Below are 14,786 nucleotides of genomic sequence, written 5' to 3' on the forward strand. Positions count from 1 at the left end.
GGGCGAGGCACCCGAGGAAGCGACGCCGGCAAACGCGGCGTCAGCGAGTGAGCAACCCGGGAAGACCGCCTCGGAGGCGGGGGCGAAACCTCCGTCCGGGCATGCGATGTGGGGAAGTACGACGTCCGGGACGGCGGAGAGCGTCGGCTATGTGCCGACGGGCGGTGGCGCCGTGCAGCAGCCGCAGGGTCCGCGTCAGGGGCCATCTCAGGGGGAGTCGGAACTGGTGCGTGAGGCGCTCAAGGACGCCAAGGTTTCACGTGAAACAACCGCGAAGGCGATGTCGGGCCGACGGGAGAAGGAGTGGCCTCGACCACCCGAGTGCCGGATCATCACGATCGCCAACCAGAAGGGCGGCGTAGGCAAGACCACGACCTCGGTCAATCTCGCCGCCTCGCTGGCGATGCACGGGGCCCGCGTGCTCGTCGTCGACCTCGACCCCCAGGGCAACGCATCGACCGCGCTCGGCGTGGAGCACCGCGCCGATGTCCCCTCGATCTACAACGTGCTGATCGAGGACATGCCCCTGGCCGACATCGTGGTGCCGGCCCCGGACATCCCCGGCCTCTTCTGTGCCCCCGCGAATCTCAACCTCGCCGGAGCCGAGATCGAGCTGGTCTCCAAGGTGGCGCGGGAGTCGCGGCTGCGCCGGGCGCTGGACTCCTACGACACGGGTCAGTTCGACTACGTCCTGATCGACTGCCCGCCCTCCCTGGGGCTGCTCACCGTGAACGCGCTCGTCGGCGGGGACGAGCTGCTGATCCCGATCCAGTGCGAGTACTACGCGCTGGAGGGGCTCGGTCAGCTGATCCGCACCGTCGACCTGGTAAAGGCTCACCTCAATCCAGTGCTGAAGGTGTCCACCATCCTGCTGACCATGTATGACGCCCGTACCCGCCTGGCCGCCCAGGTGGCCGAGGACGTGCGGAACCACTTCGGCGACATCGTCCTCAACACCGTCATTCCCCGTAGCGTCCGGGTCTCCGAGGCCCCCAGCTACGGACAGTCCGTCATCACCTACGACCCCGGATCCAGCGGCGCGCTGGCCTACAGCGAAGCCGCCTCCGAGATGGCCCATCGGGGAGCCGCCAAGTGAGCCAGCAGCGTCGAGGACTGGGCCGAGGGCTGGGCGCCCTGCTTCCCACGGGCGCCGACGACTCCGCGGGTGCCAACGGGACGGCACCCGGTCCGAACATGCAGCCGGTGGCCGGAGCCCACTTCGCCGAGCTGCCCCTTGACTCGATCCGGCCCAACCCACGCCAGCCCCGTAAGCACTTCGACGATGAGGCGCTCGACGAGCTGGCAGCGTCGATCAGCATCGTGGGTCTGCTCCAGCCGATCGTGGTCCGCAAGATCGACTCGCCGGACCACGACTACGAGCTGATCATGGGCGAACGCCGGTGGCAGGCGTCCGGGAAGGCGGGCCTGGACACCATTCCCGCCATCGTCCGGGACACCAGCGACGATGACATGCTCCGCGACGCGCTGATGGAGAACCTGCACCGCCAGCAGCTCAACCCGCTTGAGGAGGCGGCCGCCTACAAGCAGCTCCTAGAGGACTTCGGCGCCACCCATGAGGAGCTCGCCGCGCGGATTGGCCGTTCCCGCCCGCACATCACCAACACGCTCCGGCTGCTGAACCTGCCGCCGGGCGTCCAGCGCCGCGTCGCTGCGGGCGTGCTGTCCGCCGGCCACGCCCGGGCGCTGCTCCGCCTCGACAGCGTCGAGGCCCAGGAGCACCTCGCCCAGCGCATCGTGGCCGAAGGCCTCTCGGTACACGCCGTGGACGAGATCATCACGATGCGGGAGGCCGAAGAACCCCCCAAACCACGCCAGGGCCGCCGCAAGCAGCCGGCCGACCCCGTGCTCAGGGAGATCGCCGACCGCCTGTCCGACCGGTACGAGACCCGAGTCCGCGTCGACATGGGCCGCAACAAGGGAAAGATCGTCGTCGAGTTCGCCACCAAGGACGACCTCGAACGCATCCTCAAGGCGATGGACCCCGACGACTAACACCACCACTCGCCCCCTCATCCCCTGCTGACCGCCGCCCGGACCACCTTCCGCGCGGCGACCACCGACGCCCCGGCCCACACCGCCGGGGCGTCTTCGTCCTCCCCCGACACCCCCTTCATCCCGCCCCGCCGAACGCCGTCCCAAAGCCCCCCAAACCCGCTGGACCCCCGAGGTACACACCTCGCCCCAACGGCAACAAAGCCGCCCAACGAGCGGCACCACCAGATCGTCAACGGCGTCTCGCAGCAAATAGAGCACAATCTCGCCGACTTCCCGCCGATCCCGGAAGATGACCGCCACCCCGCACCGCCCCACGCATCCGCCCAACGAGGTGCGGGGCAGGCGGAACGGCTGAACCTCCCGGTTCGACCTGTTCATCACCTCCAGGGGAGGCCATGGCGAACGACAAGTCGAGCAGCGCCGGAGCAGGGCGCACTACGTCGGCGAGGTGGTTGCCCCAGGGGCGGCCGTCAACGTCTGGCACTGCACCAGCCGGGTGCCGTTCTACCGGGCCACCGCCTGCGTGTTCTACCCCGACATCGTGCACCTGCGTGCGATGTGCGTCGGGCGGGCGCCGATGATGAGCGGACCGGCCGCCCCCGCTGGACGATGAACCCGCCCGGGCGCGGGACGAAGTCCTCAGCCAGGTCGCCGCAGGCGTCGCGCGAAGTTGTGCAGATGAGTTGCACCGGGCGACGACCTGGGACACCAGCCCGGCGTTGGCGTGCCGGGAGCGCAACGACGTGGCCGCAGTGTCCGCAAAGGCAGAGAAGTCGCCCAAGGAAGGCGGCCGAGCGGGGCGGGGGAGTCGTTGACGTAGTGCAGGAGAACGCCGCGTCCGTCACCACCTCCGCCTCGGCCTTCCTGAACGCCTCCAGGGGCGTTGCCCTGGCGCCCACCCTTCGTGCCGCAGTGAGGCCGTGTGCATGGCTGCGACGCCAAACCGCCTCCCAGGACCGGCCCTACTGAGGAGATCTGCGAAGTGATCGTGGTGCCGGGCAGCTTGGCTGGCACGCTGCCCTGGATAATGAGCCGCTGCTGGGGTGGCTGGCCACCGCGCACCTATCGCCAGCCCCTCACGCTGGTGTAGAGGAAGAGCCTGGCAGCCCGTCAAGGCGGCAGCCGGACGTTGTATCTGTCGACGCGACACCTGTCCAGGCGACGCGTTCAGTGCCGAAGGCAGATCCCCTCACCCCTGCCGTCGTCGGTGCGGGTTGAACTCGTGTCCGTGATCGTGTGGAGTCCGGTCGGGTGGGGGAGTTCTGCCGTCCGCAACGTCGAGCGCGTCTTCAGCGGGTTCTCGGCCGGGCGGATCGACGTCGGCCGCCGCCGGCGCGCCCACCAGGCGACGCCACCGTGCCAACCTCTCCGACGTCGCGCACGGCTGCTCGCGTACTCCAGGTCGAACCGGTCCAGCCCCGGATCATCCGCCCTGTGGTGTCGACGTCCACCCGCGCTCTTGACGTCCACCCGCACCGGGCCCGACGGCCCAGCGCGTCATGCACCGCCTTCACCCACGCGAGGTTGTCGCCCTCCTCCTCCGTCCAGCGGCCTTCATCCTTCGCGGTCCGGCACCAGGACGTCTCCGCGCCGGGCCAGCCTCCTGCCGCTGTACGTATATACGAGTGGTGCGGCGCCATATGGATGGGGCCGTGGACCTGGCCGTCGTTGAGGCGGCCTCGGGCACCATGTGCAGAGCTTTCCATGAACAGCGAGCTGGGTGACTGGCAGGAGCTGCGAAGCGGGACGCGCCATCCGCGAGGAGACGCTGCTCAATCTGGACGGGCACCTGGGACGGCTGGAGAAGTAGGTCATGAGCGGCAGGCGTGATCCATCGCTCCCCAACTCGCTCGCGGCTCCGCAAAAGCAACTGCATTCCGCGCCTTCGCCCTCAGGTGAGCCGCGCCCGTAGCGGCACCTTGTCGGCCTGCCCAAATCGGTAGGAGGTGCTGCATCCTAGGTGCCTCCTCCCCGAGGTTTCACGTGAAACCTCGGGTAGGAGGCACAGCGTCGCGCGTAGCGCCGCTCGACCTACTTCGGCCATCACCTCGTTAGCGCCGAGACCCCACCAGCGGTTTGCTTCGTCACCACGGAGAGTTGCTCCCGGGGCATTCCAGGACCGGACGCCTAGGTATGGCCCTCCGGCGCGGGCGGGGTAAGGTCATTGCTTCTCTCATGCGCCAGGCGAGACGAGATCGGACGCGCGCGGTAGCCACCGCACCTCTACAGTGGCGCAGGCCGCCCGCCGTCTGGACACGGACCCGCGCGTCTGGCCCGACGAAATGCGGGTTCTGAGGCCACCTGTCGCCTCTCGGCCCACGAACCCTACTTGGGTTGGCGCCCTTATCGGTGAGCTGTGTCTGGCCCTCGTAGCGGGGCGGCAGTGCCCTCGGGTTCGCTGGTGTGGGCGATTAGTGAGCATCTGGTTGAGATGGCGGGTCGGCCGTTTCAGGAGCCCCCTCGGGCTGCCGTACCGCCACCAAGCCGGTGGGAACCATGGATTACACCGCGCCAGCTCGCCCCACTGATACGCCGTGCGCCGTCAAGTCAACCGGACGATACTGCGGCCGCAACCGCCTGACGCGGGTCATGAGCAGCGACGTCGACCGCGTCCAGCCGGTCCGCTGAATGATCAGAGCGGCGGGCAGGTTTGGAGATTCCTCCGAAGCGGTTGGATCTGTGGTTCTATCGGCCTTCACGATTGGGCCCTATTTCCACCGCCGAACTTGGACGGCATGGGCTGCCAGCGTCGCTCCTGGCGGGGTGCTTTGAGGTGCCTCTCTGCCCAGCGATCCGGCGTACCCGTGGTGCGGTGTCACCGGCGGATCTCCGCCCCGTCCTCCACCTTGGTGACCCGGCACAGCGTGGGGAAGGTTGGATTCCGGTCGTTGTCTTACGCTAGGCGCTCTCGCCGACTGGCCTGTCGCCAAGCACGGTTTCCGGATCGTGGTCACCGTCGGTCTGGCACTGGGCGGGCTGGGCCTGCTGGCGCTGGGCTTCGTGCACGAGCACACCGGCTACGGCAACGTGTGGTGGCGGCTGGCGATCATCGGGCTCGGGTTCGGCCTGACCATGTCCCTGCTGACGGGCGCCGCCATCGCGGCGGTCAGCCCGCAGGAGGGCGGTCTCGCGTCGGGCATCAGCAGCACCACCCGGCAGATCGGCGCGGTGCTCGGCGTGGCCGTGCTCGGCGCCATCGTCCACAGCCGGAGTTCCGGTGGCGCCTCCTTCGAGGCCGGCCTCAACAGCGCCTTCATCGCGGCTGGCGCCGTCACCTTGGTCAGTGCCGTGTTCACCGGCCTGTGGCTGGCGAACTCCAACCCCGCGAAGGTCTCAGCGCCGCAGGCACAACCCACCGACCCACCCACGGTCACGACACCGTCCTGACCCGCTAGGCCCGCAAGCGGGTCTTCTCCTGGACCTGCTTGCGGGCGCGGGCGCCTACCGCGGTATCGTCCGCGACTTGGCGGCGCACGGCGTATCAGTGGGGTGAGCCACGCCGTATGGTCTGTGGTTTCCGCCGGCTTGGTTCCGATAGGGCCAGGCGGCAGGCCGGCCGGAGGGTGCTCCTGAAACGGCCGGCCCGCTGTCTCAGCCAGATGCTCACTGATCGCCCACACCAGCGACAGCGAGGGCACCGCCCGCCTCGGTACGAGGGCCAGGCGCCGCTCACCGATATGGGTGCCAACTCAAGTCAAGGTCTCCATGGCGCGCATGCCTGGCTCGTGCCCGTACAGGAAATGGTGGGCAGGGTTCCGAGGCTGCCAGGCTTTTGGAGGCGGGAGGCCGTGTGAGGCGATGATGTTTCACGTGAAACGTTGGGTGAGGAGGTCGCGACAGACTTGGGAGAGGTCCAAGCCCGCGGCGGCGACGGCGCGGGGGAGGAGGCTGGTCTCGGTCATTCCGGGAGCGACGTTGACTTCCAGGAACTGGACTTCGCCCGAGGAGTCCACGATCAGGTCGGTGCGGGAGAGGTCACGCAGTCCGAGGGCGCGGTGGGCGGTGACCGCTGCGGCGGTGACCCGCTCGGCGGCCTCGGGGGAGAGACGGGCGGGAGTGACGAACTCGGTGTCGCCCGCGTCGTAGCGCGCGGTGTAGTCGTAGCGCCCGCCGGCCGCGACGATCTCAACGGCGGGCAGCGGATACGGCTCGCCGCCACGTTCGATCACGCTGACCGCCACCTCCGTGCCTTCGACGTACCGCTCGACCAGAGCCGTGTCACCGTAGGCGAAGCAGCCCACCATGGCGGCAGGGAGTTCGTCGGCGTTGCGGACGACGGAGGCACCGAGGGCTGAGCCGCCACGGGTGGGCTTGACCATGAGGGGCAGCCCCATGCGGTCCACGATTCGGTCGAGTACCGAGGCGGCGCCCAGGTCGTGGAAGATCTCCTTCGGCAACGCCACGGACGCCGGAGTGGAAAGGCCGGCGCGAGCGACGACCGCCTTGGCGGTGGGCTTGTCCCAGGCGACCCGGCAGGCGTCCGGTCGCGCGCCCACGTACGGGACGCCAAGGAGTTCCAGGACATCCCGGATCGAGCCGTCCTCTCCGGCCGCCCCGTGCAGGACGGGGAACACCACGTCCGGGGGATCGGTGGCCAGCGCGTCCAGGAGCGTCGCGTCGGTGTCGCGCAGTTCGACAGGGATGTCGAGGGCGCGCAGCGCGTCCGTGACGCGCCGACCGGAGCGCAGCGAGACCTCCCGCTCGTACGACAGCCCGCCAGCGAGGACGACCACGTGTCCGAGTTCCACACCACTGCCTTTCACGTTGAACGGAAAACGCCGGCCCCAGCAGGGGAGCCGGCGTTCCCGACGAAAATCCGTCAGACCAGACCGGGGCCCGGGGTGTCGACACCGCCGGACGCCGCGTCACGGGTCACCCCTCCAAAAGTGTCCCGCAGGCGGATCTCCTCCTCCAACACCCCTGCGAGCCGACGGACGCCCTCACGGATGCGGTGGGGTTCGGGGTAGCAGTACGACAGTCTCATGTGGCGTCGTCCGTCCCCGTTGGAGTAGAAGCCGGTGCCGGGCACGTACGCGACGCGTTCGGCGATGGCGCGGGGGGCCATCGCCTTGGTGTCCAGGCCCTCCGGCACGGTGAGCCAGACGAAGAAGCCGCCCGACGGCCGAGTCCAGGTGCAGCCCTTGGGCATCAGGGTCTTGAGGGCGTCCAGCATCGCGTCGCGGCGCTCCCGGTACATGACCCGGAAGTCCTTGATCTGCTCGCGCCACGGCTGGGTCGTCAGGTACTCCCGCACGGCGAGCTGCGAGAGGCTGGAGTGGCAGAGCACGGCGGACTCGGCGGCCAGCACCAGCTTGGCCCGCACCGCATGGGGGGCCAGTGCCCAGCCCAAGCGCAGCCCGGACGCGATCGTCTTGGAGAACGAACCGAGATAGATGACGCGTTCGGCGTCGTCCGCGCGCAGCGCCCGCATCGGTTCCCCATCGAAGCCCAGCAGACCGTACGGGTTGTCCTCGATGACGAGCACGTCGTACTCGGCGCAGATCTCAAGGATCTGTACACGCCGCGCGCGGGTGAGCGTCACTCCGGCGGGGTTCTGGAAGGTGGGCACCGTGTAGAGGAACTTCACCCGACGTCCCTCGCGGCGCAGACGCTCCAGGGCCTCGCGCAGGGCGGATGGGATCAGTCCTCCGTCGTCGAGCGGAACATGGACGACGTCGGCCTGATAGGTGGCGAACGTGCCCAAGGCCCCGACATACGAGGGGGCCTCGGCCAGCACCACGTCACCGGGATCCACGAAGATCTTCGCGATGAGATCGAGGGCCTGCTGGGCGCCCACCGTCACGACCACGTCGTCGGGGTTGGCGCGGATGCCCTCCAGCTGCATCACCTCGCAGATCTGCTCGCGAAGTACCGGGTCGCCCTGCGCCGAGGAGTACTGCAGCACCTGCGCGCCGTTGCGGGCCACCAGTTCGCCGATCATCTCGCCGACCCTGTCCAGCGGCAGCGCGGACACGTACGGCATTCCGCCGGCGAGGGAGACGACCTCGGGACGGTCGGCCACCGCGAACAGAGCCCGGATCTCCGAAGGCACCATGCCGGCGGCACGGGCGGCGTAGCGGTCGATGTAGGCGTCTGTTCGCGAGTGCTGTTCCACGAGGCACCTCCAAGGGTGATCGGATAACCCAGAAACCTACGGCATGGCCTTGGGCTGACGTGGCGGAACCCCCCGAGGGGACGCCAGCTGGATCTGAGGGGCCGGGCAGCGCCGTTGCCGCCCGGATGGTCCTCTCCCCGTGTGGCCGAAGCCGAGACCCCGCCGTCATGGGCCGTCGACCCCTTCCAGCGGCGACGGGACGGATGGTCCGAGGCACCGATAGGAGGACACTGTGTACCCGTCAGAAACCCGGATCACAGCCCCCTCGACGAATGATCGAGGCATCTTTGCCCAACGTTGCCCCGCTTACCAAACGCCGACCGCCGACCGCGACGGAAAGAAGCCCGCTGTTCGATACGATGCCTCAGGGTCCCGGAACGTTGCCGGGATTTTCCGCGAAGTGGCGCTCCGCACAGCAAGCCCCGCAGCGAGCACGCTCGTTCACCGGTTCCGACCGCGCCACAGAGACGGACCGGCCGAACGAGCTTCAGGGGGTGCCGATCCGGTGTCGCGTCGTCTCGTCAACATCACGTTGGACAATCTCGACGACCTCCCGCGTCGCTGCCGCCGCTGTGTTTTCTGGGAACTCGACCCGGTCAGCCGAGATCGCGCCATGGACACGGGAGACCCGGGTCTGGAAAAGGAGGCGTGGATCTCCTCCACGCTGCTGGAGTGGGGCAGCTGCGGAAAGATCGTTTACGTGGACGACGTGCCGGCGGGCTTCGTCATGTACGCGCCACCGCTGTACGTACCGCGTTCTGTCGCCTTCCCCACCAGCCCGGTCAGTGCCGACGCCGTGCTGCTGATGACCGCCCACATCCTGCCGGAGTTCGCCGGCGGGGGACTGGGCCGGATGCTCGTCCAGGGCGTCGCGAAGGACCTCACACGGCGTGCGGTCAAGGCCATCGAGGCATTCGGAGATCTGAAGGGGGAGGACGGCGCCTGCATGGTGCCTGCCGACTATCTCCTTTCGGTCGGCTTCAAGACCGTCCGGCCGCATCACCGCTATCCGAGGCTGCGCCTGGAGCTCAAGTCGGCTCTGTCATGGCGTGAAGACGTCGAGGTGGCGTTGGAAAGGCTCCTGGGCTCCATGACCCCGGAAGGTGCCCTCCGGCCCGTCTGAGCGCCTCTGAGAGCCCCGTCTGTATGGGGCGCCCCGCCTGCGAGCCGCGCGCCTCACTCGTTTGGCTCTCTGAAGCCGAACCGGCCGGCCCGACCGGGGATTCTTCGCCTGGCCGTTGTGGCGACGAGACGTGGGGCCGTGGACAGACGCTCGGTGGCCGAAATCCGCCAGCCCCTTGGCCCGTGTAGTTGGCCGGTTGCCGCGGACGATACGGGAGCTCCGGCTCTGGACCCTCTGGGCACCTCGATTGCCACGGGAGCAGAGATTCAGGTCCCGCCAGCGTCTTCGGGACCCCTCCCGCGGTGCCCTCGCCTCCCTCGTTAAGCCAATGACCGCCCCACAGCCTGCTGGCCCATGAAGAGATGACGGACGTGGCGTCCGCTTACCCCGCTCTCGTCTGCGACACGGATGCAGGTCATGACGGCCAGGTCGCCCAGGATGGCCTAGATCAGGCCGTCGACTACCGGTTCCGCCGCGCCAGCAGCCGGGCGGCCGGTCCGGGGACGCCGCCCCCGCCTGCGGCGTCCCCGGCGATGCCCACGGCGATCAGGGCGGTCGCGTCCGGCGCGATGGCCAGAGCGTTCACTTGACGCAGCCCGGTCGGCGCGGTGGCCCGCCCGTAGCGGCCACGCCGAGTCCAGTCGGCCAGCAGCGCTGAGAGGGTGTCGTCGCGGTCCTCGCCCGCATGCACGCGCCCGGCGTCCGCCCAGGTGCGCAGGGCGGCGGCGCGGTCGCCGTCCCGCCAGGTCACCAGCGCGGCGCGCAAGCTGGTCGAGGCCGGACGTCCTGCGGCGGCTTCAAGCCGATCTCCTCCAGGTGGTCCGGAACACGAATCAGCGGGTCCAGCCATAGGAACATCAGGGGCGCTGCTGAAGCGGCTGGCTCTTCGAGAGAAAGATCTACGGAAGTTACCTCCGTATGGTTTGTCGTCAGGCCTGCTCAGAGATGTTTCACAAGAAACCTTGGTCACGTCTGTCGGTTTGATGGGCAGGAAGGCCGCCGGGTGCTCCTCTCCTCTCGTGCGGGACGGTAGCGCGCGACCTCTGCACCGCGCCGACTTGCTCGCCATCCTGCAGCAGGCGTTGCCGCCCGAGGCGCCGAACAGGATCGTCCGGCCCTCCCGGTTGGCGATCTCGGCGGTGATGAGGGCCTTCTCCTTGGGCGCCACCAGCAGCAGGTGGTGGTCCATGGTCGCGACGGGCTCGTCCACTGGGCCGATGGCGTGCGTCACCGGGTTGTCCAGGGTGGCGGAGAACAGCAGCCGCTGCCCGCCCGGCCGGGCCTGGTCGAGGATGTCGGTGACGTCGGGCAGGAAGCCCATGTCGGCCATGTGGTCGGCTTGTTCAGCACGATGATGCGAACGGTGTCCAAGTTCACCAGGTGCGGACCCGGCGGCACATCGACCACCCTGGCGGCACCTGCATTGCTGACGTGGTGGTTGGCGCCGACGGCGTGCACCACGCCACCCGACGCTCGAAGTGGTCGAAATTCTCTCTGCCCCGCGACACCGGCTACACCGCCTGGCGGATGATGGTCGCCGGGCGTCCCGTCGACGATGATCCAGGCGGCCAGGAGCCAGCCGGGGGAGGCGTGGTCGCCGCCGGGCGCGGTGGCGGGTGCTGCTGGGCCTGGTGCTGCGCGACACCTTGCCCTCCGTCGCGCATCTTGTGGACCCCAGGGGATGACGTCCCCGAGGGCGGTTCCAGCAGAGCCTCCGCGCTCAGATCCATGACCACACGTCAATGCCGCATCATTCCGCTGGCACTCGGCTACCCTCACCGCACCCTGTGACGATCATGCGGCCCAGCCACCGAACGGTCTGGGCGACCGGGACGCCGCCTGGCCCTGATCGGTTCGGTCGACCTGGTGCGGGCGGCCTCATCGCTGTATCACGTCGCCGACCCGGACCGGATGCTCGGCGACGTGCACGCCGCCCTGCGCCCCGGCGGTCTGCTGGTCGTCATCGAGATGGACGCGCTGCCGCGCTTCCTCCCGGACGGAGCTGGGCTGTGTTTCATCAAAGTCCCGGCCCACGACGCTCGCCTGGCGGCTCGCACCTCACCGGGCCTTGGCGAGCGCGACATCGCTTCGCGATCTGCCCGGTGACGCTCGCCTCCGGCATCGCCTCACCGGCCAGGCAACGCGCTCGCGCGCGGCTGAGGCCACTTCGAGGCAGGCCCTAATCCCTACAGCACCGCTTGCCCTGACGTCTGCCAGGTTCCAACCCGTCCCACCCGCCTACCGGCCCGCCCGGCACCGAGGAGGGGCGCGGCTTCCGCACCCCGCAGCACGAGTACCCCATCGCGGACCCCGGTGGCGGCCAGCCGTCGGGCGACGGTCGCCCCGATGCTGCCCGTGGAGGTGCGCTTCCACCCGTCCGCCATGCCGCCCGCTGCCACTGCATCGGGCGCCCCGACGCCCTCACGGCCCTAAGGCGACTCGGCCGACCTGCCGCATGTCCGCCTACCGCAGCGTCCACTTCATCGAGTTCGGCATGGCCACCGGCTCCCGCGGCATCCGCTGGGAATGGGGTGTTCATCGCTTTCGCGATTCGCCTCCTCGTGCACCGTGTGGCTCTAGGAAGACCGATGCGGGTGGCGGCGGTCGGGCCAGTCGGAGGCGATCCACCCGGTCATGACTGCATCCCGACTGCTGCCGCGTGCTCCTGTACGGGCCGTCTCTGTGGGCTCGCGGAGACAGCCGCCCTCCTGAGGGGCGGCGGCGACTGTGCTTATGGCGACGGGCTCCGTCCCAGAGGCCGGAACGGAGCCCGTCGCTTTGCGCTCGCCGCGGGAGGGCGAGGGTCAGATGAACTCGGCGAGGTCGCGCAGGAGCGCGGACTTCGGCTTGGCGCCGATGATCTGGCGGGCGACCTGGCCGTCCTTGAACACGAACATGGCCGGGATGCTCACGATGTCGTACCGCTGCGGCACGTTGGGGTTCTTGTCGATGTCCATCTTGACGATCTCGAGCTTGTCGCCGTGCTCAGCCGAGATCTCCTCCAGGACGGGGGCCACCATCCGGCAGGGGGCGCACCATTCCGCCCAGAAGTCGACCAGGACAGGCTTGTCGCTCTTGAGGACCTCGGTGTCGAAGTCCGCGTCGGTGACGGCTTTCATGGCGTCTCCTTCGTGTTCGTCAGGTGGCGGACCGCCTCGCCGGCTCAGCCCTGACGGGTGAGCTCGGCCGGATCCTGCGGCACGGTCTCGGCCTGTCCGCGCTCCTGCAGCCAGCGTTCGGCGTCGATGGCGGCGGCGCACCCGGTGCCGGCCGCGGTGATGGCCTGACGGTAGACGTGGTCGACCACGTCCCCGGCGGCGAACACGCCAGGGATCTTGGTCCTGGTGGTCGGGGACTGCACGATCAGGTACCCGTCGGCGTCGGTGTCCAACTGCCCGGCGAACAGCTCGCTGCGCGGATCATGCCCGATCGCGATGAACAGCCCCGTCACCTCCAGCGTGGACTCCTCGCCCGTCCGGGTGTTGCGCAGGCGCACGCCGGCCAGGCGGTCGTCGCCCAGGATCTCCACGACCTGGCTGTCCCACACGAAACGGATCTTGTCGTTGGCGAACGCCCGGTCCTGCATGATCTTGCTGGCGCGCAACTGGTCGCGACGGTGGATCACGGTGACCGACCGGGCGAAACGGGTCAGGAAGATGGCCTCTTCCATGGCGGTGTCGCCGCCGCCGACCACCGCGATGTCCTGGTCACGGAAGAAGAACCCGTCGCAGGTGGCACACCAGGACACGCCCCGCCCCGACAGCCGCTGCTCGCCGTCGAGGCCGAGCTTGCGGTATCCCGATCCGGTCGCGATGATCACGGTCTTGGCGCGGTAGACCTCGTCGCCCACCTTGACGATCTTGGGGTCGGCGGTCAGGTCGACCTCGGTGACGTCGTCGGTCACCAGTTCGGCGCCGAACCGCTCGGCCTGCTTGCGCAGGTTGTCCATCAGGTCCGGGCCCAGGATGCCGTCGGGGAAGCCGGGGAAGTTCTCCACGTCCGTGGTGTTCATCAGCGCACCGCCGGCCGACACCGAACCCTCGAACACCAGCGGCCTCAGGTCGCCGCGGGCGGCGTAGATCGCGGCCGTGTATCCCGCCGGGCCCGACCCGATGATGATGACGTTACGCACGTCGCTCACTGTTCTGCGCCTCTCCTCTGCTCGCCTCAGGTGCAGGACGATGCCGTGACCGCCACGGTGTCGTTGTACGCGCCCTCTGCAACATCATGCCCCTTATGCGAATTCGTACCTTTCGGTGCTCGACGCTCAGAGCGCGTGACCCGGCCTGCCAGTCGCGTCAACCGATCCTAGGGCCCGGGGATTCCCGGCCGGGGCAGCCCGGCCCTCAACCACGACCACCGTTACCAGGGGCACAGCCACATGGGCTTTCTGTGACCGGAAGCTTGAGCCGGTTGAAAGCGGCCTGGCCCCGCCGCCGGGGCGGCATGGAGGCTGGTCTGACGCACTCGACGGCGGCTCGCCGTGACGTTCTGCCGTCCCTGGCGACAGCAGTCCGACGAACCACAGCTCACGCCTTCCCACGGCAACGGCGACGGCATCGCCAGGCGCCTGGAGAAGCCTGCACTGCTCGCTAACGAGCTGAGCGGAAGCCACCGGACGCTGGACGCTGGCCGGACGAGGGGCGTTGCCCGGAGAAGGCGGACGAGGGGCCTGGTCGAACGAGGGGCGCTGGCGCGGACGAGCGGTGTTGACCGGGCGAGCGGTGTTGACCGGGCGAGCGGTGTTGGCGGGGCGAGGGGCGTTGGCGGGGCGAGGGGCGGTGCTCGGACGACGGGCGTTGGCCGAACGAGGGACGTTGGCTGGGCGAGCGGCGTTGGCCGGACGAGCGGCGCTGGTCGGACGAGCGGCGCTGGTCGGACGAGCGGCGCTGGTCGGACGAGCGGCGCTGGTCGGACGAGCGGCGCTGGCCGGACGAGGGACGCTGCTCGGACGACGGGTGCCCTGGCCGGACGAGCGACGCTGGTCGGACGACGGGCGTGGACCGGGCGAGCGGTGTTGGCCGGACCAGCGGCGTTGGCTGGACGAGGGGCGTTTGGGGAGGACGAGGGGCGTTGGCTGGGCGAGCGGCGTTTGGGTGGGCGAGGGGCGTTGGCGGGGCGAGGGACGCTGGTAGGACGAGGGACGCTGGTCGGACGACGGGGGGCTGGCCGCCGGTAGGAGGTTGTGGGGGCGTGGTCTTGACGACGCGGGCGCCTGGATGTTCTCCCGCAGTGCGCCTGGGCGTCCCGCTGCGGCTCGGTTGTCCTCAGGCTGTGGAGGGCGCAGCCGTCGTTGTGACGGATCGTCTACGGCGGCTGGGGGCGACTGGACTTCCGTAGCTTGCGGCTGACTTGGGAGGGCGGTCACGTGCAGAGGTCACTAGGGCACCATGGCTGGTGCCTGGGCGTGGCGCCGCTGGCAGCTCGGCCACACGCGCTGGCTCGCGCGTAGCCGACAGCGTGGTGTCGCTGCTGCGGCCGGACGGTGCGCCACCAGGGCGCCCCGCACGCCGACTACCTGGTGGGCTCGTG

11 protein-coding genes are annotated in these 14,786 nt (G+C 69.3%); 6 read left to right on the plus strand and 5 right to left on the minus strand.

Going from position 1 to position 14,786, the window contains the following annotated elements; genetic code table 11:
* Window positions 1-280: 280 nt before the first annotated feature.
* The 4 genes from ABZ801_RS02565 to ABZ801_RS02580 all read left to right on the plus strand — a co-directional run bounded on the left by ABZ801_RS02565 (window position 281) and on the right by ABZ801_RS02580 (window position 5,403).
* On the plus strand, window positions 281-1,096 hold the full coding sequence (locus ABZ801_RS02565) for a ParA family protein (protein WP_344942374.1): 816 nt from the start codon (window positions 281-283) through the stop codon (window positions 1,094-1,096).
* The gene (locus ABZ801_RS02570) at window positions 1,093-2,013 is read left to right on the plus strand and encodes a ParB/RepB/Spo0J family partition protein (RefSeq protein WP_360691791.1); all 921 of its coding nucleotides are present in this window, start codon (window positions 1,093-1,095) and stop codon (window positions 2,011-2,013) included. Before ABZ801_RS02565 ends, ABZ801_RS02570 begins: the two co-directional genes overlap by 4 nt.
* Window positions 2,014-2,464: 451 nt before the next feature.
* Window positions 2,465-2,629 carry a hypothetical protein gene (locus ABZ801_RS02575; RefSeq protein ID WP_360691794.1) on the plus strand — a complete coding sequence of 55 codons (165 nt, stop codon included), beginning with the start codon at window positions 2,465-2,467 and terminating at the stop codon, window positions 2,627-2,629.
* 2,261 nt (window positions 2,630-4,890) lie between these two features.
* Entirely contained in the window at window positions 4,891-5,403 is a 513-nt protein-coding gene (locus ABZ801_RS02580; protein WP_360691797.1) for an MFS transporter, read from the plus strand.
* 419 nt (window positions 5,404-5,822) lie between these two features.
* On the opposite strand, the gene ABZ801_RS02585 is transcribed toward ABZ801_RS02580, so the two are convergent.
* Window positions 5,823-6,764, minus strand: coding sequence for a D-alanine--D-alanine ligase (locus tag ABZ801_RS02585; RefSeq protein ID WP_344942296.1), 942 nt, complete (start codon window positions 6,762-6,764; stop codon window positions 5,823-5,825).
* Window positions 6,765-6,835: 71 nt separating this feature from the next.
* Entirely contained in the window at window positions 6,836-8,071 is a 1,236-nt protein-coding gene (locus ABZ801_RS02590) for a PLP-dependent aminotransferase family protein (RefSeq protein ID WP_360692682.1), read from the minus strand.
* A gap of 565 nt (window positions 8,072-8,636) precedes the next feature.
* On the opposite strand from ABZ801_RS02590, the gene ABZ801_RS02595 reads away from it, so the two are divergent.
* Window positions 8,637-9,254, plus strand: coding sequence for a GNAT family N-acetyltransferase (locus ABZ801_RS02595; protein ID WP_285496817.1), 618 nt, complete (start codon window positions 8,637-8,639; stop codon window positions 9,252-9,254).
* 460 nt (window positions 9,255-9,714) lie between these two features.
* Here ABZ801_RS02595 and ABZ801_RS02600 read toward each other — a convergent pair whose 3' ends face one another.
* Entirely contained in the window at window positions 9,715-10,584 is an 870-nt protein-coding gene (locus ABZ801_RS02600; RefSeq protein ID WP_360691801.1) for a DEAD/DEAH box helicase, read from the minus strand.
* Between the two features lie 536 nt (window positions 10,585-11,120).
* Here ABZ801_RS02600 and ABZ801_RS02605 point away from each other — a divergent pair.
* Window positions 11,121-11,360, plus strand: a complete 240-nt coding sequence (locus tag ABZ801_RS02605; RefSeq protein WP_360691804.1) for a hypothetical protein — start codon at window positions 11,121-11,123, stop codon at window positions 11,358-11,360.
* Window positions 11,361-12,058: 698 nt separating this feature from the next.
* Here ABZ801_RS02605 and trxA read toward each other — a convergent pair.
* Window positions 12,059-12,373 (minus strand): thioredoxin, encoded by a 315-nt coding sequence (trxA, locus tag ABZ801_RS02610; RefSeq protein WP_344942304.1) that lies wholly within the window; start codon window positions 12,371-12,373, stop codon window positions 12,059-12,061.
* Window positions 12,374-12,417: 44 nt separating this feature from the next.
* Window positions 12,418-13,395 (minus strand): thioredoxin-disulfide reductase, encoded by a 978-nt coding sequence (gene trxB, locus ABZ801_RS02615; RefSeq protein WP_360691807.1) that lies wholly within the window; start codon window positions 13,393-13,395, stop codon window positions 12,418-12,420.
* Between the last annotated feature and the right edge of the window lie 1,391 nt (window positions 13,396-14,786).

The sequence above is a fragment of the Actinomadura sp. NPDC047616 genome (genome assembly GCF_040642915.1).
Classification (GTDB): Bacteria; Actinomycetota; Actinomycetes; order Streptosporangiales; family Streptosporangiaceae; genus Spirillospora; species Spirillospora miaoliensis.